The following is a 19542-nucleotide window of genomic DNA, read 5'->3' on the forward strand; positions in this document are numbered from 1 at the left end:
GATCACGCCGCCTTTGCCGTGACGTTGGGGGTGAACTTCTCGTAGTGGAAGCTGTTCGGCTTCACGCCTTCGTCGTCGAAGTACTTGCGCACCGCGTCGACCATCGGCGGCGGCCCGCACAGATACACGTCGACGTCGCCGTCGTTCAACGCATCGGCCGGGATGTGCTGCGTGACCCAGCCCTTGCGCGGATGGCTTGACGCGGCATCCGCAATGACCGTCGCGAAGCTGAAGTTCGGCAGCTTCGCCGCGTAGGCTTCGATCGCTTCGACCAGCACGAGGTCGAGATCGCGCGTCACGCCATAGATCAGGTGTATCTTCTGCTGCGCCCCGGTGCGCGCGAGCACCTCGAGCATCGACAGGAACGGCGCCAGCCCGGTGCCGCCCGCGAGGAACAGCAGCGGCCGCTGCACGTCGCGCAGGTAGAAGCTGCCGAGCGGCCCGTGCAGTTGCAGCGTGTCGCCGGGCTGCGCCGATTCGAGCCAGGTGCTCATCACGCCGCCGGGAATTTTCTTGATCAGGAAGCTGACCTTCGCATCGGCCGGCGCCGACGAGAACGAGTAGGAACGGTGCTGCCCGCTCGCGGGTACGTCGATGTTCACGTACTGGCCCGGCAGAAACACGGGCGCGGCCGCGCCGACGTCGAGTTCGAGCACGACGGCCGCGTCGTTGTGCTGCTCGACCTTCGTCACCGTGGCGGCGAAACCGCTCTGGCCGGTCTTGCACGCGACCGACGACGTCGGCACCGCGATCACGCAATCGCTTTGCGGCACCATCTGGCAGGTCAGCACGAGGCCGCCGTCCTTCTCGTCTTCGGTGAGCGCATCGTCGATGTAGTCGTCGCCGAGGTCGTAGCGGCCGCTTTCCGCGCGGCACTTGCAGGTGCCGCACACGCCGTCGGAGCAATCCATCGGCAGGTTGATCTTCGCGCGGAAGGCGGCGTCGAGCACCTTCTCGCCGGCCTTGCAGTCGATGAAGCGGGTTACCCCGTCCTCGAAATTCAGTGCAATCTTGTAACTGGACATGGCGTCACCTCCACTTCCTTTCATGACAAAGCATCGGGTGTCAGACGTGGTACACGTCGAGCACCTGCCGGATGTAGTCGTTCTTCAGCACGATCTTCTTGTACGAGATCAGCAGTTCATCGCCCACCTTGCGCAACGTGACGAACATCGTCCCGAAGAAGTGATCGGTCACGCGGTAGCGGTGGTTCAGCGTGTGAAAGTTGTAGCGCACGTCCACCTCGTCGTCGCGCTCGGCCAGCACCTCGACGTTCGTCACGTTGTGGCTGGTGCGCGGCTCGGGCGTCGATGCGCCGCTGCGCTCGGTCTTGATCCGGAACACGCGATCCTCGAGGCCGCCGCGGTCCGGGTAGTACATCAGCGAGATCTGGCTCTGGTGATCCTCGGTCGGCCGATCGTCGTCGTCCCATGCGGGCATCCAGTACGTGACGTCCTCCGTGTAGCAGGTCAGCCACGCGTCCCACTGGCGATCGTCGAGCAGGCGCGCTTCGCGATACAGCGCCGCGCAGACAGTCCGGTAATCGAAGCTCATGCTGCCACCTCCCCGCGTTCCTTCTTCAGCGCATCGCGCATCACATGCACCCAGTGTTCGTGCTGGCACACGAACAGCCCTTCGTCCTCGCTGCGCTCGCCGGAAATGCGCGGGTTCAGCCCCATCTTCTTCGCGTTCTCGTCGGGGCCGTCGACCCACAGCGGCGCGCCGCGCGACAGGTCGTTCCACATCGCCGTGATGCCCGCATAGCCGGCCTGGCATGCGCGGAACTCTTCGAGATCGTCGGCCGTGCCCATGCCGGTCACGTTGAAGAAATCCTCGTACTGGCGGATCCGGATCGTGCGGTCGGTCTCGCTCTCGCCCTTCGGCGCGAAGCAGAAGATCGTGACTTCGGTCTTGTCGACACCGAGCGGCCGCACCACGCGGATCTGCGTGCTGAACTGGTCCATCAGGAACACGTTCGGGTACACGCACAGGTTGCGGGTCTGGTTGACGATGAAGTCGGCCTGCACGTCGCCGACGCGCGCCTTGATCTCTTCACGGTGCTGATACACGGGCCGCACTTCCGGGTTCATCGTCTGCGTCCACAGCAGGATGTGGCCGTTGTCGAAGCCGTACACGCCCGCGACCGACTTGCTCCAGCTGTTCGCGTCGACGGCCTTGGTGCCGTCTTCCTTGCGGCGGCCCATCGTCGCCGCGTAGTTCCAGTGCACGGTGCTGACGTGGTAGCCGTCGCAGCCGTTCTCCATCTGCATCTTCCAGTTGCCTTCGTAGATGTAGGACGAGTTGCCGCGCAGCACTTCGAGCCCGTCCGGCGCCTGGTCGACGATCTGGTCGATGATCACGCGCGCTTCGCCGAGGTACGCTTCGAGCGGCAGCACGTCGTCGCTGAGGCTGCCGAACAGGAAGCCGCGATAGTTCTCGAAACGCGCGACCTTCTTCAGGTCGTGCGAGCCGTGCGTGTTGAACTGCACCGGATACTCGGTCGTCTTCTCGTCCTTCACCTTCAGCAGCTTGCCGGTGTTCGAGAAGGTCCAGCCGTGGAACGGGCACGTGAAGCTGCCCTTGTTGCCGTGCTTGCGGCGGCACAGCATCGCGCCCTTGTGTGCGCAGGCATTGATGACCGCATGCAGCTCGCCGGTCTTGTCGCGCGTGATCACGATCGGCTGGCGGCCGATCCACGTCGTGTAGTAATCGTTGTTGGCCGGGATCTGGCTTTCGTGCGCCAGGTACACCCAGTTGCTCTCGAAGATGTGCTTCATCTCCAGCTCGTACAGCTCGGCGTTCGTGAAGATGTCGCGGCGGCAGCGGAATACGCCGGCCGCCTTGTCGTCCTGCACGGCGGTGGCGAGCAGGTGATCCAGGTCGGTGGCTTGGTCGATCGTGGCGGACATGTTGGCTCCTCCCATGCGCGTGCCGCGTCCTGCAAGCACGCTCGCATCGGTAATCGGTTGAATCTCGCGGGAACCCGGCCGGCGGCGGCGCATCCGCGCCGCGCCGGCGGGCGGTTACGCCGTCGCGGCTGCGCGCAGGCGGTGGACGATCTGGTTGTCCTTGCCCTGCACCAGCGGCGTCAGCACGAAGTTGAACTCGATGTCCTGGTACGCATCGGCCTTCATGCCGAGCGCCGTGCCGCCGGTCTTGTCGACCACGGGCGGGATCAGCTCCTCGCGCGTCGCATACGCGAAGTCATCCCAGATCAGCGGATCGCCGTCGATGTTGAACTGCGTCGTCAGCTTGCGGTGGTCGTGGCTGTCGACGAAGAAGTGCACGTGCGCCGGGCGGTTGCCGTGGCGGCCGAGGCCGTTCAGCAGCTGCTGCGTCGCGCCCTGCGGCGGGCAGCCGTAGCCGACCGGCATCAGCGTGCGGAATTCGTACTTGCCGTCGGCGCCCGTCTTCACCGCGCCGCGCAGGTTGAAATCGCTCTGCTTGCCGGTCGGGTCGAAGTGCGAATAGAAGCCGTGCGAGTTCGCGTGCCAGCATTCGACCACCGCGCCCGCGATCGGCTTGCCGTCGAGGCCGGTGACCGTGCCGTGGATCACCAGCGGGCCCGCGCCGTCGTCCGCGTCGAGGTCGATCTTCGACACGCCGTCGCGCACCGGCGCACCCGCGACATACAGCGGCCCTTCGATCGTGCGCGGCGTGCCGCCATCGAGGCCGACCGCCTTGTCCGCGGCGTCCATCCGGATGTCGAGATACTTTTCGAGACCGAGGCCGGCCGCGAGCAGCGCCGCTTCGCCGTCCTGGCCGAGCTTGTTCAGGTAGTTGACGCCGGCCCACACTTCGTCGGGCGTGATGTCGAGATCGTCGATCGCCTTGAACAGGTCGCCGAGCAGCCGCAGCACGACCTGCTGCGTGCGCGCGTTGCCGACGTTGCCGCCCGCGTTCGACGCGGCCTTCAGCAGATCCTGCACTTCCCGGGTATCGAAAACTTTGACGTTCATGATGGTGTCTCCACGTGTATTAGGGGGAATGACGGCCGTTGCCTGGCTCGGGTTATCGCGCGACTTTCGTCAGCCCGTCGCGGGTGAAACGCCTGACCTTGTCCTCGTCGAGTTCGATGCCGAGGCCAGGGCCGTCCGGCACGGTCAGTTCGAAGTCGCTGTAATCGAGCGGCTGCGTCAGGATCTCTTCGGTGATCAGCAGCGGGCCGAACAGTTCGGTGCCCCACTGCAGGTTCGCGAAACTCGCGAACAGGTGCGCGGACGCCACCGTGCTGAACGCGCCTTCGAGCATCGTGCCGCCGTACAGCTCGATGCCGGCCGCATCCGCGATCGCGGCGACGCGCTGCGCGGCGAACAGGCCGCCGCTCTGCTCGATCTTGATCGCGAACACGTCCGCGCCGTGATGCTTCGCGATGTCGAAGGCGCTGTCGGGGCCCTGCAGGATTTCATCGGCCATCAGCGCAATCGGGAAGCGGCGCATCAGGCGCGCCAGCGCCGCGGCCGAGGCCACCGGCTGCTCGACCAGTTCGCAGCCGGCATCGGCCAGCGCCGGAATCGCGCGCGCGGCCTGTGTTTCGCTCCACGCCATGTTCACGTCGACCCGCACCGACGCGCGATCGCCGACGGCCTTCTTGATCTCGGCCACGTGGCGGATATCCGTATCGAGCGCCTTCGCGCCGATCTTCAGCTTGAACACGTTGTGGCGGCGCTGGTCGAGCATCCGCTCGGCTTCGGCGATGTCGGTGGCCGTGTCGCCCGACGCGAGCGTCCACGCGACCGGCAGGCGGTCACGGCGGCGGCCGCCGAGCAGTTCGCTCACCGGCACGCCGAGCCGCTTGCCGTGCGCGTCGAGCAGCGCGGTTTCGAGCGCGCTCTTCGCAAAGTGGTTGACCTTCGCGAGCTTGCCGAGGAACGCCATCAGCGTCTGGATGCGCGTCGCGTCCTTGCCGACGATTGCCGGCGCGAGATACGTGTCGATCGCGAGCTTCATCGCCTCGGGGCTTTCCGGGCCGTACGCCATGCCGGCGATCGTCGTGCCTTCGCCGAGGCCCGTCACGCCGTCGCTGCAGAACACCTTCACGAGCATCAGCGTCTGGCCGTACATCGTGGCCACCGACAGCTTGTGCGGGCGGATCGTCGGCAGATCGACGAGGCGGGTTTCGATGCGTTCGATGGTGACGGAGGACATGGGGCACGCCGTGGGGTGAAGTTCTTGAGGCGATTTATACGTCTCGGCCGGATCGAGCGTCCAATACTTTTAGGCGGCCATTTCAATACCTGACAGGTATTGAAATTCGGGAATATTCGGTTGATTTCGCGGTTTACCATACCCTCCATGACAGGCAATACGGCCTGGAAGCCATGCTGGATCGAGGGGAGCGGCCACCCGGGATGCGAGCGGCCGCAGATGGGTTTGGCATCGGTCGCCACACGCGCAGCGACGTAAAAAAGTGGCCTCGGCGGGCCGCTGTCAGGGTTTTCCTGATGCCTCACCGGGGACTCGGGGGCAAGTTTCTCGCCATGCGCGGTCGGCAATCGGCTTCGCCGTCGCTCGTTCGACCGGTTGTCGGCGCAAGCTTATGTGGCACCGATAAGATTCACGACAGCGGTGCTTGCGCACCGGGTCGAGCACGCACGGGGGCCGTCTGGGCAATCCATAGGACGTGCCTGGCCGGCTTCGTAGCGAGCGCCGCTGGCTCCGGCGATTCATTCATCCGCCGCACCGCCCCGGCGCGGCGGCACAACGTCACGACGTACCGTCGACGCCCGGGTACCCGCCCAACTTGCCCTCGACCCCATACCCATCGTCCGGCAACGGCAGCCGCCCGAGCACCCGCTCGACCTCCAGCGCGACCGCGATGAGTTCACGATCGGTGCCGGCCGCCCCGTCCAGTGCGAGACCGACCGGCAACCCGGCCTCCGTCAGGCCGGCCGGGATGGTCATGCCCGGTACACCGGCATTGCTGCCCGGTTCGGTATTCCGGATGTAGGTCGAGAACACCGACGCGGTCTCGCCGTTGAGCAGCATCGCGTCACCCGACGGGATCGGGCATGCGGTAGCGATCGTGGTCGGAAAGACCAGCGCATCGGCCCCGCTGTCGGCGAGGCACTGCCGATACGCGGCACGCGACCGCGTACGCCGGTCGAGCGCGGTGCGGTACGCCGCTTCGCCGATACCGTCGGGGCCGGTGATATGGCGGGCGATCTTCGCGACGTCCGGGCTTCCCACGTTCGCGACGATATCGTCGACCGACAGGTCGTAGCCGTTCTCGACCAGATACGCGTGCATCGACGAACGGAATTCATACATCGCGATGATGGCCGGCTCGTCGTCGAAGAACCCCGGATAGTCGTTCAGGTCGATGTCGACGCACTCGAATCCCGCCTGCTCCAGCTTAACCACTGCGGCATTCGCCACCGCGTCGACATCCCGCGCGAGGCCGCGCCAGAACGTCGTGCGCGGGACCGCGAGGCGCACCGGGCGCGTTGTGTTGCGGGTCGGTAGCGACGTCGGCGCGCCGGTGCCGGTGCCGGTGCCCGACAGAATCGCGTCGAGCAGCGCGATGTCCTCGACCGACCGCGCGATCGGGCCGACCGTGTCGCGCGTGCGCGAAATCGGCGCCACGCCAGCCGACGGGTAGCGCCCCACGGTCGGCCGGAGGCCGACGGCGCCGCACAGCGCCGCCGGAATCCGGACCGAGCCCCCGGTGTCCGTCCCGAGCGCGGCAGGCACCACGCCCGCGCCGACCAGCGCGCCCGAGCCGCTGCTGCTGCCGCCCGAAATCCGGTTGAAGTCGTACGGGTTACGTACCGCGCCCGTCACGCGGTTGTTGCCCGATACGCCGAATGCCAGCTCGTGCAGGTTGGCCTTGCCCGCGATCAGCGCCCCGTGCGCCAGCAGCCGCGCCACGACCGGCGCATGCTGCGGCGGCACGCGGTTGTGCAGCGCCAGCGTGCCGTTGCCGGTCGGCAGGCAGGCGGTGTCGATGTTGTCCTTGATCGCGATCGGCAGGCCCAGCAGCGCGTGCGGAGTCGTCGCCGTCGCGAGGTCGCGGTCGCAGCGGGCCGCTTCGGCGAGCAGCCGCGCATCGTCGACGCACGTAAAGCCGTTCAGGTAGCGCCAGCGTGCGTGCCGCTCGATCATGGCGTACGCGTATTCGACACAGGAAAACTCCCGGCGCAGGAGCGCGTGCCGGGCTTCGGTGAGCGTCAGGTGTCCCAGGGTGGGCATCGTCGTCGGTCCTCGTGACAGGGGATCGTCACAAGGTAGGGCGCGCCGATTTTGACGCCCATCATCACAATGGATGACCCCGGCCGACGGCCGCGCAGCCGGTCACGCCAGCGCGGCCGCCAGGCTCGCGCGGTTGGCGACGCCCTTCTTCGCCATCACGCGCCGCAGATGGGTGCGGACCGTCGACAGCCCGATGCCGAGCGTGCGCGCGACGTCCTTGTCGGTATAGCCGGCGGCGACGAGCCGCGCGACGTCGCTCTCACGATCGGTCAGGCCGGCGCACGCATGGCGCCGCCGCAGCAGCGCGCGCCGGAAAAACGGCTCGATACCGTTCAGCAGCAGCTTGTCGCGTTCGGTGAAATCGGGCCGCCCCTGTGCGCGCCAGATGCGCAGGTCGCCGACGTGCGTCGCGCCGTCGAACGCGTAGACGTTGATGCCGTGGTGCATGCCGTCGCGGCACAGGAAATCGTTGTAGAACTCGGTCTGCTCCAGCTCGCGCCGGCTCACCACCTCGTCGACGCAGGTCGCCACGCGGCGCGCACGCAGATGCGACGTCACTGGATCGATATGCTGGAACCATGCTTCGTACCGGGCGATCTGCAACGGATCGACGTTGTACGCGAACCCGTTGCGCCACAGGCCGGTTTGCTCGTCGCAATCGAACGATGCGGCGAAATCCGCGCGAAGCAGCTGCGTGATCGCGGGCAGCACGACCGTCCTCACATCGACGACCGGCCCCAGTTCCTCCAGGCGGGCGACGATGTCGCCGAACAGCCGGAGTTCCTCCGGCGTGATATCGGACACGGCAAGGTTCATGGCGGACGGTTCCTCGGCAAGCCGGTGGAGAACACCTGTATCGAGCGCTTCGACGGGCGATTCCGCGACTCAGGCCCGAACGAGCACGGGTTCGTCACGATGCGCCATGTTACCCGGCTGATCGACGCATCGCTTATCGCTTATCGAATACGACACCGAGCGGGCGCAGGGTTCGCCCCGGCCATCCAGCACCGGGGCCGGTCGCCCCGGCGCACGAGGCCAGGCAGCCGGTATCCCGGGGAGAACCACGGCCAGCCAACTGCGGCACGACGGGCCACTGCGTCATGACGCACGCGTGAAGACCCGCTCAGCGGCCGGCAGCCGCCACCGACGCCTGCCATTGCGCGGCCACGCCGGCGTAATCCCTGACCTTGAAGGCGGAGCCGTCCTGGACGTGGACCCAGCCGAGCGTGCGCTCGGCGAGCGGCTTGTCGTGGTCGTCCGTCGCGATCTTGACGATGGCATGCGCACGCACATGCACGAGACCGTCCGGATAGTCGGACGACGGGTTCGCCAGCGTCACCGTCACGAACGGCCCGAGATCCTGCAGCAGTCGAGCGGCCGGCGGATTGTCGGCCATCAGCAACGAACCGCCCTTCACGCGGTCGTCCACGCGAATGGCCGTGCCGCCCGGCCGCCGCTGCGCAGCGGTCGGCTGCGACATCCACAGCACGTGATCCGGGTTGAGATAGACCACATCGGGATCGCCCATCGCGTCGCGGGTTTCAATCCGGGGTATCGGCATGCACAGTCTCCAGTCGAATATCGGGCACCGAATGTGGGTGCGGCGGCGCCATGATGATGCCGCAATATGTCGGCTTGCCGCGTGTCTAGCGGCGAATGGCGCGACCGCCGTTGGCTGGATGGCCGAGCGCGACACACGTTTCTGCTGCTCTGGTGTGCCGATGCCGTCGATCGGTGATTGATGCCGCTTCGCGCCAACGCGATCAGCGGCCGGGCAGCCCGGCCGCACCGGCTACCCTCGCCACGTTGCGTCCGCAAGCTTCGCCACCAGCTCGTCGTACACGACCCGGATGCGCCGGGGCATCGGCCCGCGTCGCGGCCGATAGACGTGCAGCTTCCACGGCTCGGGCTCGAGGCTGGGCAGCAGCCGCACGAGTCGCCCCTTGTCGATATATGGCCGGACGAGATACTCCGAGCACTGGCCGAGCCCTATTCCCGCACACACGGCCTCGATCTCTACCTCGGTGTCGTCGGTCAGATACGCCGGCGACGACGGGACGAACTGGTGCTCCCCGCGAAACATCCACGGCCACGCCCGCCCGCTCGCGCGGTCGATCAGGCACGTCACCGGCATCGATTCGAGGTCCTTGCGGCTTTTGGGCTCACCCAGCCGCCGGATCAGCGACGGCGCGCCGACGATCCACATCGGCAACGGCCCGACCATCCGCGCAACGAAGCGGTTGTCGCCGATCGCCCCGACGCGCACACCGATATCGATCTGTTCGTCGACCACCGGCGACGGCACGTCCGACAGCCTCAGGTCGGGCACGAGCCCCGGATAGCGCCGCATGAGATCGCTCAGGATGGGCTGGACGTAACGACGCCCCATACCCGACGGCGCCGTGATCCTGACGACGCCCACCGGCTCGTCAGCCTGGCCGGTCGCGGGCCCGAACAGCCCGTCGACGGCGGCCAGCGCCGTCTGCGCGTCACGCGCGAACGCTTGCCCGAACGCGGTGATCCGGATGCTCCGGGTCGTCCGGTGAAACAGCGTTTCGCCCAGCATCTCTTCCAGTTCGCGCACCGCTCGCGTCACGACTTGCGGCGATACGCCCAGACGCGCGGCCGCCTCGCGGAACGTGGGCGCCGCGGCAGCCGCGGAAAAGATCTTCAGGATGTCGAGTCGGTTGAGCATGGAGAACCCTCCTGGCACGCGCAGGTGGCCGCGCTTGTCATTCCCGAAACGGGAATTCTGAATGCGCCATTGTTCCATTTTTTTACGACGCGCGAGCGACCACAATGCACATCAAGCGTGCATCGCAACCGATTCAACTTAGCCACATGCGGCGCTTTCATCCATCACTCTGGAGCATCTCATCATGAACGCAAGCACGAAACCGGCCCAACTCGACGGCCGCATCGCCCTGGTGACGGGCGCCAGTTCCGGCATTGGCCGCGCCTCCGCAATCGAACTCGCGCGTCGCGGCGCGAAGGTCGTCGTCTCCGCGCGGCGCAAGACCGAACTCGATCAACTGGTCGACGAAATCATCACCGCCGGCGGCGAAGCCAAGGCCTTCGTCGCGGACGTCGCGAACGAAGACGAGCTGCGCAAGCTGTTCAATTTCGCAGTAGAGACCTACGGACGCCTCGACATCGCGTTCAACAATGCGGGCACGGAAGGCGTGTTCGCGCCGCTGCTCGAGCAGGATGCCGAGCGGTTCGACAGGGTGTTCGAACCGAACGTGCGCGGCGTATTCAATTCGATGAGGTTCGCCGCCGAAATCATGCTGCGGCAGGGGTCGGGCAGCATCATCAACAACGCGTCGATGGGCGGGCTGATCGGCTTCGAGAATGCGTCGGTCTATATCGCGAGCAAGCACGCGGTGATCGGGATGACGAAGACCGCTTCGATCGAATGGTTCAAGCGAGGCGTGCGCGTGAACGCACTGTGCCCGGGGCTGATCGAAACGCCGTTCCATCATCGCGGCATCTGGCCGTCGGAGGAGGCGCAACAGGCGTTTGCCGCATCGACACCGGCAGGACGCTGGGGCTCCGCCGAGGAAATGGCGACGATCGTCGCGTTCCTCGCGTCGGACGATTCCAGCTATGTGTCAGGGCACGCGCTCGTGGCCGACGGCGGTTACTCGGTGGCGTGACGGGCGAAGCGCGAGGCCGGGCCGTAGTCGCGTGCGCCGCACGTCGCCACCCGGCGTCGGCTACGCCACCGCCTGCCTCGCATGCAGCCGCAGCGCGAGCCACGCGATCCCGACCGCCACCGCGCCGACCACGCCGCCGAACGTGCCGACCCACGGTAGCCCGAAGTCGCTGGCGATATGGTTGCCGATCAGCGCACCGGCGCCGATGCCGACGTTGTACAGCCCGGAGAAAATCGACACCGCCAGGTCGGTGCCCTCCGGCGCCAGCTTCAGCACCCATGCCTGCATGGCCAGGCCGAAGCAGACGATCGCGCCGCCCCAGACCAGCGTATGCACGGACAGCGTGACGATGTTCAGCGCGCACGGGAACAGGATCAGCAGGCATCCCGCCAGCGCGACGATCGACCCGAGCAGGAAGTCGTCCGGACGGTGCGGATAGATGCGGTTGAAGCAGATCGCGGCCGGTATGCCGGCGATGCCGAACAGGATCAGCACGTAGGTAATCCGGCTGCTGCTCGCGTGATTGACGCTCTGGACGAACGGCTCGATGTACGTGTACGACGTGAAGTGCGCGGTCACGACGAGCACGGTGATCGCGTACAGCGCCACCAGCGCGGGCTTGCGCAGGAACACGCCGATGCTGCTGAGCGACCCGGCGCCCTGGCTCGGTAGCACCGGCAACGTGGCGCGCAGCAGCAGCAACGCGACGCCCGCCGCGCCGGCGATGATCAGGAACGTGACCCGCCAGCCGAACGTCTCGCCCACCACGCGCCCGAGCGGAATGCCGGCCACCATCGCGATCGCCGTGCCCATCGCCAGCAGGCTGAGCGCGCGGCTTTTCCGGTCGCTCGGCGCGAGGCGCACGGCCAGCGGCACGGAAATCGACCAGAACACCGCATGCGCGCACGCGATGCCCAGCCGGCCGACCATCAGCACCGCGAAATTCCACGCGACGCCGGTCACGACGTGGCTGCCGATGAACACCAGCAATGCCCCCATCAGCAGCTTGCGACGCTCGACATGGCGCGTGGCCAGCGTCAGCGGCAGCGACACGACGGCCACGGCCCATGCGTAGATCGTCAGCATCAGGCCGACGTCGGTCGGCTGCATGTGCAGGCTGTCGCCGATCGCGCTGAGCAGCGCGACGGGCACGAATTCGGTGGTATTGAAGATGAAGGCGGTGAGTGCCAGGGTCAGTACGCCCCACCACGAGTGCTTGGAACTGACGGCGTCCGGTGTAGCCATACCTGGAATCGGCGAGACGAGGGTTGGGGGCGCGCGGCGCGGAGAACCCGGCCCGGCGATCGCCGCGATTGTACCAGCGGCATATGACACGGCGCGGCGCGGGATGGCCGCGGGACATGGTCATGACACGGCCGTGCACCGATAATGTGCCGACCGGCTTCTCACGACCCGTTCGCTCGAACCCCATCGAGCCAGGAGATTCACATGCGCATTGAAACGTCTTTTCTGTTCGATCTCGACGGCACGCTCGTCGACAGCGTCTACCAGCACGTGCTCGCGTGGAAGGAAGCGCTCGATGCCGAAGGCATCGAACTGTCGGTGTGGCGCATCCACCGCAAGATCGGCATGAGCGGCGGCCTGTTCCTGAATCAGCTGCTGCGCGAGACTTCAGGCGACCTCGACGCCGAGCGCGTCGAGCGGCTCGCCCGCCTCCATGCGGCCGCGTACCAGCGGCTGCGCGCGCAGGTCCGGCCGCTGCCGGGTGCGCGCGAACTGCTGGCCGCGCTGTCGGCGGCCGGCATTCGCTGGGCGATCGCGACCAGCGGGCGGATGGAAACGGCCGCCATCAATCTCGAGGCGCTCGGCGTCGATCCGGCGAAAAACGTCGTGGTCACGCGCGACCAGGTCAAGTATGCGAAGCCGGATCCCGACCTGTTCCTGACGGCCGCCGCGCAGCTGAACGTGCCGATCGAACACACGGTCGTGGTCGGCGACAGCATCTGGGACATGCTTGCCGCGGCCCGCTGCCGCTCGCTCGGCGTCGGGCTGCTGTCGGGCGGATACGGCAGCGACGAACTCGAACGCGCGGGCGCGCTGCGCGTGTACGACGATCCGGCCGATCTGCTGTGGCATCTCGACGAGATTGCCGCGCGGCCCTGAACCGCCCGAGGCGTCCCCTTCGCCGACGGCACCTTCTCAGGATCGCCGTCGGTGGGGTCAGGCCGCGAATGACCACCGGCCACGCCCCCGCCGGATCGACACCGGGCCGCCGCGCGGCTCAATCGTCGTCGATGCGCTTGTCGATCAGATAGCGGCCCCGCTCGACGCCCGCGAGCAGTGCTTCGCTCTCGGTCATCCAGTCTGGGCCGTCGGCCGCCGGCGCGGCCAGCTCGATGCGCTCGCCGCTCACATACACCTGCACCTCGTCGCGCCACGCGCCGCTGTCGTTGCGCCGCGCCCACACCCGGATCTCGTGCCCGCGATACGGGTCGCGAACCTGTGCTTCCTGTTGATTTTGCACGGTGGCCTCCTGTACCAGTCTGCGATGACGATGCAAAAAATGCGCGCCTCCTGATCGCCGCGCGCCCCGTCGGCCCGGTGCGCACGCGCCGTGCCCGGTGCCGACCGGCCGGCACGCGGCTTGCGCGCCGATCGCACGTCGAACCGCGGCCGGCATGCACCATCTGCCCGTGAAGCGGTTCAGCGCCCTGCAACCGGACGACGATCCGCGCACCGACGCCTTCCCGGCTCCGCTCCCGCGACCGGCTCGCGGATCGAACGTCCCGCCTCTTCGCCAAGGAGCTTCGCGTGAATCCGACGACCGATCTGCTCTCCTTTCTCGTGACGCGCCAGTTGGCCGGGCGCATGCGAACCGGCGCATGGCTCACGGCCGGCCAGCTCGTCGACGCGCAGCGTGTATGGCTCGCGCGCCATCACGCCGAATGCGGATGGCTGGCGCGGGTCAGGATCGCGGACGCGTCCGCGACGATCGCGCAAGGGATCTACGACATCGCGATCGCGGCCCGCGATCCCGACAGCGGCGAACGTGTGCGGCTCGACGCCGATTCGCCGGAACTGCACGCGCTGCGCGAACGGTGCGATGCGCTGTTGCAACGCATCGACGACGACTCGGATATCGGCCCGCGATGACCGCGGGATCGTCGAGCGTGTAAAAACGACAGTCCCAGGCCACCGGCAGACACGACGAAAAATCAAACGTGTGCAAGATGGCCTGCGTGTCATCGTTTTTGCACTCGCAAAATCGATTTACGCGCCAAACGAGCTTCCATAGTCGGTTTTCAGCAGTGGCTGGATCGACCAACAGGCGCTTTCATCGGGTTGTATTGCCCGACGATCCAGTCTGCGCGGCGGAAACGGAGCACAACGCGCCGGGAACGGCAGTCGGTTCAGGACCGCCGAGACCGGAACCGGCCGGCCGGCGCACGGAAATCGCCGCTGTGCAGCACCACGCCGCCGTTGCCATCGGCCAGCACGTTCGCGCAGGTGGCTTCGATGCGCGCGCGGCCCCGTTCGAACGCATCGCGCAGGTCGGCTTCCAGCGCCGACGGCGCGCCGAAATGATCTTCCAGCGCTTCGACCGTGATCGCGCAGGCCTGCGGTTCGCCATCGACGTCGACAACGAACCGCAACTGCATCTCCGCGCCGTCGAACACGGGCGGCTCGTCGACCAGCGTCACGCGGCGAGGGGAATCGACCGGCATCGTGTCAGGCGCCCCGCGCCGAAAGACAATCGACCCGCGCGCCTTCGGCCGCGCGCACGCGCCACGGTTCGCCGAGTTCGACCTTCTCGAAACCGTCGACCGCGACGATGGCTACCTTGCAATGATCCAGCCTGCCGCTCATAAGACCCTCCATCGGCGTGACAGCACGCGTCGTGCCGTACCGGTCGCGCAGCAAGCCGCGTGCCTGCAAGCCCCTTCACTTGGGTGGTATCGGATGACCGCTCGATGCGATTACTGCAGACGGCGCGCAGCGTCGAGCATCGCATTCGTCAGCTCGATCGTCAGCGTCACGTGCTCGTCGGGCAAGCGGTCGAGCAGATCCTGCACTGTGCCGTGCAGGATCGCGTGCACGCGCATCCGCGTGCCCTCGTCGAGATTCGCGTAGCGCTCCATCGTGTCGCAGTCGAGCACGAGCACGACCGAATGGCCTGCGATCTCGGGCGGCGGGTCCGCGGCCTCCGCCCATGCCGCCTGAAACATGATCCTGCCCGTTGCGACGTCGACATGGACCGTCGTATCGAGATCGTCGGCATCGTTGTCGATCTCGTCGTTCTCCAGCCGGATCCGGGAATGCGATTGCATGATGTGCTCCTGCGTGATGGCGGGATGGCATGTCCTGCCTGTCGTTTCCAGCAACATCCATGCCGCAGGCGGCACGGTCTCGTCGCACGGGTGATGCGCGCCGCGCGGCACGCAGTCTGTGCCGCCAGCGTCCGTACTACGCCCCGGTGCCTCCCATGCAAGGCCGTCCGCTACGTTTCCCGCATGCTCGGCAAACGTCCGCTCGCGACGATTCCGTGGGGGCTGTCGTGCCGTCGTCGGTGATCGCGCACGGGATCTCCGCGACGACGCCGATGAACGGGTATCGCCGACCGCGTCAGCACCGGCGCTGACGCGTTTGCAACGCACAGCCGAGCCGCCACGCGAGCGGCAGCATCGGGGCAGTGGGTAGAGGAATCGGCATCGACGTCCGCTCGCCGCGTTCGGGAATGCAACGGCAGCGCGGATCGCCGCGTCGCCCCTCAACCCGCAAGCGGCTGCCGTGTCAGGGCGCGCGCAATGCCGCGTCGAGTTCGGCGCGCGTCACGTCGAGCGTCACGTCGCATTCGATCGCCGCATCCTCGACGCGCGGCTTGCGTTCGTCCACCGCGCGCCGCGCGCTGTCGCACAGATGCGTGCGCACGCGCAGCCGGTCGGCCGCGCCGAGCGATGCATAACGCGTGATCACGTCCGGATCGAATCGCAGATCGACCGTGCAACGCCATTCGCGCGCGCCCTCGTCGGCCAGCTCGCGCACCCACGACACCTGGATCGTCAGCCGCCCGGATGCGTCGTCCGCGTGCACGACGACGGTCGACTGCGACGGAAAGCCGTTCGCGAGCGCGTGCTCGAGTTCCGCGATGCGCTGCGACCGGCCGGGTGCGCCGCTCATCGTCGCACCACGCCCAGCAGCAGCGTGACGAGGAAGATCACGACGAAGATGTAGAACAGGATCTTCGCGATCTCCGCCGCGCCGGCCGCGATGCCGCCGAAGCCGAACACGGCCGCGACGATCGCGATGATGAAGAAGATGACCGCGTATCGCAGCATGGATACCTCCTGGATGGCAGCCGTGGTCAATACACGTCGTCGCCGTTCACGCATCGTGCTGGTGCTCCGGTTTGCCGCGCCCCGGTATGGACGCCCTTGTTTCGCGTGCCTTTTCGCTCATCGACCTGGCCGTCGACTGCTCCGGCGGCTCGAGGTCCCTGAGGTTCGTCCTGCCCCGCCTGGCCGACCGCGCGGCGCCTGCCGCACGCCGCCGGCCTGCGATCGGGCTGGCATGAATGCGCGCCTGTCGTTGGCACGCACGTCGACGCGACGGTCGGCACGTGCGCGCGATGCGCTCGCCGGCGGCCGTCATGCGGCATCGCGGCGCCGCAAGTCGGCCGGCGGAATCTTCATCGCCTGGCGATACTTCGTCACCGTGCGGCGCGCAAGCAGGATGCCGCGCCCCGCGAGGTTGTGCGCGAGCGCGACGTCGGACAGCGGATCGGTGTGCCGCTCGGCCGCGATCATGTCGCGGATCAGCACCTTCGCGGACGCCGCCGAGCACACGCCCTTGCCGGCCGCCTCGAGCTTGCGCGGGAAGAAATGCTTGAACTCGAACGTGCCGTGCGGCGTGGCCATGTACTTGTTGCCCGTCGCGCGCGACACGGTCGATTCGTGCAGGTCGAGTTCCTCGGCGATGTCGCGCAGCACCAGCGGCTTCATCGCGATCTCGCCATAGCGGAAGAAATCGCGCTGCCGCGCGACGATGCATTCGCCGACGCGCCGGATCGTGTCGAAGCGCTTCTGCACGTTGCGGATCAGCCAGCGCGCTTCCTGCAACTGCTGGCCGAGCGGCGAATCGCGCTCGCCGCTCGATTGCGCGAACAGCGTCGCATAGCGTTCGTGCAGCCGCGCGCGCGGCAGCACGGCCGGGTTGATCGTCACGATCCAGTCGTCGCGCACCTGGCGCACGATCACGTCGGGCACCACGTAGTCGCCGCGCGTGCTGCCGTAATGATTGCCGGGGCGCGGGTCGAGGCCGCGCACCAGCGCGCAGGCCGCATGCAGCGTCTGCGGGTTGCAGCCGATGCGCCGCTGGATCTCGGCCGTCTCGCGGCGTGCGAGCCGTTCGAGATGCTCGCGCGCGATCGCTTTCGCTTCCGCGAGCGCCGGTGTGCCGGCCGCGATCGCATCGAGTTGCAGCACGAGACACTCGGACAGCGACCGCGCGGCCATGCCGGGCCGGTCGAGCATCTGCACGAGCCGCAGCGCGACCGCGAGATCCTGCTCCGACAACAATAATGCGGGGTCGGCCGCGGCCAGCAGCTCGGCCAGTTCCTGGCGCAGGTAGCCGTCGTCGTCGAGCGCGTCGATCACGATGCGCGCGGCTTCGCGGTCGCGCCGGTTCAGTTGATAGAGCCGCAACGCATCGTGCAGTTGCTGGTGCAGCGACGGTTCGACGGCCAGCCATTCGCCGGGCGACAGGCCGCCGGCATCTTCGCCCTGGCGGCTCGTGCCGCGCGGCGCGGGTGCCGCCGTCAACGACACTTCGGACACCTCCGGCACCTCGGGCACCTCGCCTTCCGGCACGCGTACGTCGTCGGTTTCGGGCACCGCTTCGGGTGCAGCGGCATCGGCCGGCTGCCCCGGTGCGTCGGCCGCAGGCTCCTCGTCGCCCTGGCCATCCTCGAGAAACGGATTCTGATCGAGCGCCTGCCGCAACTCCTGTTGAAATTCGAGCGAGGACAACTGCAGCAACCGCAGCGACTGCTGAAGCCTCGGCGTAAGTGCCAGATGCTGTCGCATCTGCAGCGCAAGCGTGACGGACATCGAGGGTCCTCCTGACGTTTCGCGGGTTTCGCTTCGGATACAGCATTCATGCAGCTTTCATGCCAGGCCGGCCGGTCGCCACGCGTCGCGGTTCGCGCGCGTTCGCTCCCGGCCGCGCGCGCGCCGGAACCGTTTTTTTTACAAGCCCACGGCAAGTTTTGGGCACGCATTTCGCGCACCGGCCCGTTCGACCGCGATCGCACGCGGATCCGGCAGGCGGCACGCGCGTCGCAGCGGCATCAGGACTCCGGCTTGTCCGCTTCGTCTTCGAGCTGCGCGAGCCGGTTGTAGATCGTCTTCAGGCTGACGTCGAGCACTTCGGCCGCCTGCGCCTTCACGCCACCGCATTGCGCGATCGTGCCGAGGATCAGCCGCCGGTCGACTTCCTCGAGCGACGTGCCGAACGGCACGGTCACGCGATCCTCGTGCGAATCGGCCAGGTTCGACAGCTCGTCCATGATCGGCGGCGGCAGCGTATCGATCACGTTCGTGTCGCTGAAGATGCTCGCGCGCTGCACGAAGTTGCGCAGCTCGCGCACGTTGCCGGGCCACGCATAGGTCTTCAACGCTTCACGCGCGGCCGGCGCGAAGCGCAGGTTCCGGCCGCTTTCGGCGTTGAACTGCTGCAGGAACGCATCGGCCAGCATCGGGATGTCGTCGCCGCGTTCGCGCAGCGACGGCAGCGGGATCGGAAACACGTTGATCCGGTGGAACAGGTCGGGCCGCAGCTTGCCGTCCGCCATCGCGGCTTCCGGATCGCGGTTGGTCGCCGCGACGATGCGCACGTCGACGTCGATCTCGCGCGTCGAGCCGAGCCGCGTGAGGCGCCCCGTCTCGAGCACGCGCAGCAGCTTGACCTGCGATTCGATCGGCATCTCGGTGATCTCGTCGAGCAACAGCGTGCCGCCGTCCGCGCGTTCGAAGAAGCCCTTGTGCTGGCGCTCCGCGCCCGTGAAGCTGCCGCGGTCGTGGCCGAACATCTCGCTCTCGACGAGGTTCGCGGCGATCGCGCCGCAGTTCACCGCGAGGAACGGGCCGCGCCGACGCAGGCTCAGGTCGTGCACCGTCTGCGCGGCCAGTTCCTTGCCGGTGCCCGATTCGCCCGTCAGCAGTACCGATGCTTCAGTACGCGCAACCCGGCCGATCGCGTCGTAGACGGCCTGCATCGCGGGTGAACTGCCGAGCATGCGGCCGAAGCGGCCAAGGCGCTGCAGTTCCGAGCGCAGCTCGGCGATTTCTTCGTGCAGTGCGGTGGTGCGCGGCACGCGCGCGAAGATGCTGTTCAGCCGCTGCATGTTCAACGGCTTCACCAGGTAGTCCGTCGCGCCGCGCCGCAACGCGTCGATCGCGGTTTCGAGGCTCGCGTGGCCGGTGGTCATCACCATTTCGCAGTGCGAATGCTTCGGCAACGCATCGAACAGCTCCATCCCGTTGCCGTCCGGCAGCACGAGATCGCACAGCACGAGATCGGGGGTATGCGTCGCAACGAGCGTGCGTGCTTCTTCGAGCGTCGCGGCCGTATCGCACGACAGCTGCTGCATGCGCGCGAGCGCCGCGAGCATCGTCCGCGTATCGGCGTCGTCTTCGACGATCAGGACGTAGGGCATCGTGGCTCCTTGTGAAGCGGC

21 protein-coding genes and 1 pseudogene are annotated in these 19542 nt (G+C 67.3%); 3 read left to right on the top strand and 19 right to left on the bottom strand.

Annotated features, from left to right (window positions below):
- Nucleotides 1–2: 2 nt before the first annotated feature.
- The 9 genes from benC to ACN8ZM_RS35345 all read right to left on the bottom strand — a co-directional run bounded on the left by benC (nucleotide 3) and on the right by ACN8ZM_RS35345 (nucleotide 9886).
- Nucleotides 3–1025, bottom strand: coding sequence for a benzoate 1,2-dioxygenase electron transfer component BenC (benC, locus tag ACN8ZM_RS35305; RefSeq protein WP_420212724.1), 1023 nt, complete (start codon nucleotides 1023–1025; stop codon nucleotides 3–5).
- A 40-nt stretch (nucleotides 1026–1065) separates the two neighbouring features.
- On the bottom strand, nucleotides 1066–1554 hold the full coding sequence (gene benB / locus ACN8ZM_RS35310; protein ID WP_089454383.1) for a benzoate 1,2-dioxygenase small subunit: 489 nt from the start codon (nucleotides 1552–1554) through the stop codon (nucleotides 1066–1068).
- Entirely contained in the window at nucleotides 1551–2909 is a 1359-nt protein-coding gene (locus ACN8ZM_RS35315) for a Rieske 2Fe-2S domain-containing protein (RefSeq protein ID WP_420212725.1), read from the bottom strand. Before ACN8ZM_RS35315 ends, benB begins: the two co-directional genes overlap by 4 nt.
- 114 nt (nucleotides 2910–3023) lie before the next feature.
- Nucleotides 3024–3959 (bottom strand): catechol 1,2-dioxygenase, encoded by a 936-nt coding sequence (gene catA / locus ACN8ZM_RS35320; protein WP_420212726.1) that lies wholly within the window; start codon nucleotides 3957–3959, stop codon nucleotides 3024–3026.
- A gap of 52 nt (nucleotides 3960–4011) precedes the next feature.
- On the bottom strand, nucleotides 4012–5148 hold the full coding sequence (locus ACN8ZM_RS35325; RefSeq protein WP_043191961.1) for a muconate/chloromuconate family cycloisomerase: 1137 nt from the start codon (nucleotides 5146–5148) through the stop codon (nucleotides 4012–4014).
- Between the two features lie 558 nt (nucleotides 5149–5706).
- Nucleotides 5707–7191, bottom strand: a complete 1485-nt coding sequence (gene iaaH, locus ACN8ZM_RS35330) for an indoleacetamide hydrolase (RefSeq protein WP_420212727.1) — start codon at nucleotides 7189–7191, stop codon at nucleotides 5707–5709.
- A gap of 102 nt (nucleotides 7192–7293) precedes the next feature.
- On the bottom strand, nucleotides 7294–8007 hold the full coding sequence (locus ACN8ZM_RS35335) for a helix-turn-helix transcriptional regulator (RefSeq protein ID WP_420212728.1): 714 nt from the start codon (nucleotides 8005–8007) through the stop codon (nucleotides 7294–7296).
- Between the two features lie 307 nt (nucleotides 8008–8314).
- Complete coding sequence (locus ACN8ZM_RS35340) at nucleotides 8315–8752, bottom strand: hypothetical protein (protein WP_143331216.1); 438 nt, start codon at nucleotides 8750–8752, stop codon at nucleotides 8315–8317.
- Nucleotides 8753–8983: 231 nt separating this feature from the next.
- Nucleotides 8984–9886 carry a LysR family transcriptional regulator gene (locus ACN8ZM_RS35345; RefSeq protein ID WP_420213317.1) on the bottom strand — a complete coding sequence of 301 codons (903 nt, stop codon included), beginning with the start codon at nucleotides 9884–9886 and terminating at the stop codon, nucleotides 8984–8986.
- 184 nt (nucleotides 9887–10070) lie between these two features.
- On the opposite strand from ACN8ZM_RS35345, the gene ACN8ZM_RS35350 reads away from it, so the two are divergent.
- Nucleotides 10071–10847, top strand: a complete 777-nt coding sequence (locus tag ACN8ZM_RS35350) for an SDR family NAD(P)-dependent oxidoreductase (protein ID WP_420212729.1) — start codon at nucleotides 10071–10073, stop codon at nucleotides 10845–10847.
- Between the two features lie 60 nt (nucleotides 10848–10907).
- On the opposite strand, the gene ACN8ZM_RS35355 is transcribed toward ACN8ZM_RS35350, so the two are convergent.
- Nucleotides 10908–12092, bottom strand: a complete 1185-nt coding sequence (locus ACN8ZM_RS35355; protein WP_420212730.1) for a sugar transporter — start codon at nucleotides 12090–12092, stop codon at nucleotides 10908–10910.
- Between the two features lie 204 nt (nucleotides 12093–12296).
- Between ACN8ZM_RS35355 and ACN8ZM_RS35360 the strand changes: the two genes are divergently transcribed.
- The gene (locus tag ACN8ZM_RS35360) at nucleotides 12297–12971 is read left to right on the top strand and encodes an HAD family hydrolase (RefSeq protein ID WP_122950589.1); all 675 of its coding nucleotides are present in this window, start codon (nucleotides 12297–12299) and stop codon (nucleotides 12969–12971) included.
- Nucleotides 12972–13089: 118 nt separating this feature from the next.
- Here the strand turns inward: ACN8ZM_RS35360 and ACN8ZM_RS35365 are convergent, their stop codons facing one another.
- Nucleotides 13090–13332 (bottom strand): DUF6566 family protein, encoded by a 243-nt coding sequence (locus tag ACN8ZM_RS35365; RefSeq protein WP_043191974.1) that lies wholly within the window; start codon nucleotides 13330–13332, stop codon nucleotides 13090–13092.
- A 344-nt stretch (nucleotides 13333–13676) separates the two neighbouring features.
- Here ACN8ZM_RS35365 and ACN8ZM_RS35370 point away from each other — a divergent pair, with 344 nt between their 5' ends.
- Nucleotides 13677–13961, top strand: a complete 285-nt coding sequence (locus ACN8ZM_RS35370; protein WP_420213318.1) for a hypothetical protein — start codon at nucleotides 13677–13679, stop codon at nucleotides 13959–13961.
- A gap of 257 nt (nucleotides 13962–14218) precedes the next feature.
- On the opposite strand, the gene ACN8ZM_RS35375 is transcribed toward ACN8ZM_RS35370, so the two are convergent.
- The 8 genes and pseudogenes from ACN8ZM_RS35375 to ACN8ZM_RS35410 all read right to left on the bottom strand — a co-directional run bounded on the left by ACN8ZM_RS35375 (nucleotide 14219) and on the right by ACN8ZM_RS35410 (nucleotide 19521).
- Nucleotides 14219–14533 (bottom strand): DUF1488 domain-containing protein, encoded by a 315-nt coding sequence (locus ACN8ZM_RS35375; RefSeq protein ID WP_420212731.1) that lies wholly within the window; start codon nucleotides 14531–14533, stop codon nucleotides 14219–14221.
- Between the two features lie 19 nt (nucleotides 14534–14552).
- Nucleotides 14553–14675, bottom strand: a pseudogene (locus tag ACN8ZM_RS35380) (type 1 glutamine amidotransferase); the annotation flags it as partial.
- Nucleotides 14676–14785: 110 nt separating this feature from the next.
- Entirely contained in the window at nucleotides 14786–15136 is a 351-nt protein-coding gene (locus ACN8ZM_RS35385; protein ID WP_205823661.1) for a hypothetical protein, read from the bottom strand.
- A 463-nt stretch (nucleotides 15137–15599) separates the two neighbouring features.
- Complete coding sequence (locus tag ACN8ZM_RS35390) at nucleotides 15600–15986, bottom strand: DUF3022 domain-containing protein (protein WP_420212732.1); 387 nt, start codon at nucleotides 15984–15986, stop codon at nucleotides 15600–15602.
- Nucleotides 15983–16144 carry a DUF1328 domain-containing protein gene (locus ACN8ZM_RS35395; RefSeq protein WP_011349711.1) on the bottom strand — a complete coding sequence of 54 codons (162 nt, stop codon included), beginning with the start codon at nucleotides 16142–16144 and terminating at the stop codon, nucleotides 15983–15985. Before ACN8ZM_RS35395 ends, ACN8ZM_RS35390 begins: the two co-directional genes overlap by 4 nt.
- A 46-nt stretch (nucleotides 16145–16190) precedes the next feature.
- Nucleotides 16191–16457: a DUF3008 family protein gene (locus tag ACN8ZM_RS35400; RefSeq protein ID WP_420212733.1), complete on the bottom strand. Its 267-nt coding sequence runs from the start codon at nucleotides 16455–16457 to the stop codon at nucleotides 16191–16193.
- Complete coding sequence (gene rpoN, locus ACN8ZM_RS35405) at nucleotides 16454–17914, bottom strand: RNA polymerase factor sigma-54 (protein ID WP_420212734.1); 1461 nt, start codon at nucleotides 17912–17914, stop codon at nucleotides 16454–16456. Before rpoN ends, ACN8ZM_RS35400 begins: the two co-directional genes overlap by 4 nt.
- 239 nt (nucleotides 17915–18153) lie before the next feature.
- A complete protein-coding gene (locus tag ACN8ZM_RS35410; protein ID WP_420212735.1) occupies nucleotides 18154–19521 on the bottom strand; it encodes a sigma-54-dependent transcriptional regulator in 1368 nt (455 codons plus the stop codon).
- Between the last annotated feature and the right edge of the window lie 21 nt (nucleotides 19522–19542).

The sequence above is a fragment of the Burkholderia aenigmatica genome, assembly GCF_048627025.1.
GTDB lineage: Bacteria > Pseudomonadota > Gammaproteobacteria > Burkholderiales > Burkholderiaceae > Burkholderia > Burkholderia aenigmatica.

What these genes read in the sequence shown, in the direction of transcription:
- ACN8ZM_RS35370 (WP_420213318.1), top strand. Translation starts at nt 13,677, where the DNA reads ATGCGAACCGGCGCATGGCTCACGGCCGGCCAGCTCGTCGACGCGCAG.
- ACN8ZM_RS35325 (WP_043191961.1), bottom strand. Translation starts at nt 5,148, where the DNA reads ATGTCCTCCGTCACCATCGAACGCATCGAAACCCGCCTCGTCGATCTG.
- ACN8ZM_RS35390 (WP_420212732.1), bottom strand. Translation starts at nt 15,986, where the DNA reads ATGAGCGGCGCACCCGGCCGGTCGCAGCGCATCGCGGAACTCGAGCAC.
- ACN8ZM_RS35385 (WP_205823661.1), bottom strand. Translation starts at nt 15,136, where the DNA reads ATGCAATCGCATTCCCGGATCCGGCTGGAGAACGACGAGATCGACAAC.
- ACN8ZM_RS35360 (WP_122950589.1), top strand. Translation starts at nt 12,297, where the DNA reads ATGCGCATTGAAACGTCTTTTCTGTTCGATCTCGACGGCACGCTCGTC.
- ACN8ZM_RS35315 (WP_420212725.1), bottom strand. Translation starts at nt 2,909, where the DNA reads ATGTCCGCCACGATCGACCAAGCCACCGACCTGGATCACCTGCTCGCC.
- ACN8ZM_RS35335 (WP_420212728.1), bottom strand. Translation starts at nt 8,007, where the DNA reads ATGAACCTTGCCGTGTCCGATATCACGCCGGAGGAACTCCGGCTGTTC.
- ACN8ZM_RS35395 (WP_011349711.1), bottom strand. Translation starts at nt 16,144, where the DNA reads ATGCTGCGATACGCGGTCATCTTCTTCATCATCGCGATCGTCGCGGCC.
- ACN8ZM_RS35340 (WP_143331216.1), bottom strand. Translation starts at nt 8,752, where the DNA reads ATGCCGATACCCCGGATTGAAACCCGCGACGCGATGGGCGATCCCGAT.
- ACN8ZM_RS35355 (WP_420212730.1), bottom strand. Translation starts at nt 12,092, where the DNA reads ATGGCTACACCGGACGCCGTCAGTTCCAAGCACTCGTGGTGGGGCGTA.
- ACN8ZM_RS35375 (WP_420212731.1), bottom strand. Translation starts at nt 14,533, where the DNA reads ATGCCGGTCGATTCCCCTCGCCGCGTGACGCTGGTCGACGAGCCGCCC.
- ACN8ZM_RS35345 (WP_420213317.1), bottom strand. Translation starts at nt 9,886, where the DNA reads ATGCTCAACCGACTCGACATCCTGAAGATCTTTTCCGCGGCTGCCGCG.
- benC (WP_420212724.1), bottom strand. Translation starts at nt 1,025, where the DNA reads ATGTCCAGTTACAAGATTGCACTGAATTTCGAGGACGGGGTAACCCGC.
- catA (WP_420212726.1), bottom strand. Translation starts at nt 3,959, where the DNA reads ATGAACGTCAAAGTTTTCGATACCCGGGAAGTGCAGGATCTGCTGAAG.
- benB (WP_089454383.1), bottom strand. Translation starts at nt 1,554, where the DNA reads ATGAGCTTCGATTACCGGACTGTCTGCGCGGCGCTGTATCGCGAAGCG.
- iaaH (WP_420212727.1), bottom strand. Translation starts at nt 7,191, where the DNA reads ATGCCCACCCTGGGACACCTGACGCTCACCGAAGCCCGGCACGCGCTC.
- rpoN (WP_420212734.1), bottom strand. Translation starts at nt 17,914, where the DNA reads ATGTCCGTCACGCTTGCGCTGCAGATGCGACAGCATCTGGCACTTACG.
- ACN8ZM_RS35400 (WP_420212733.1), bottom strand. Translation starts at nt 16,457, where the DNA reads ATGACGGCCGCCGGCGAGCGCATCGCGCGCACGTGCCGACCGTCGCGT.
- ACN8ZM_RS35410 (WP_420212735.1), bottom strand. Translation starts at nt 19,521, where the DNA reads ATGCCCTACGTCCTGATCGTCGAAGACGACGCCGATACGCGGACGATG.
- ACN8ZM_RS35350 (WP_420212729.1), top strand. Translation starts at nt 10,071, where the DNA reads ATGAACGCAAGCACGAAACCGGCCCAACTCGACGGCCGCATCGCCCTG.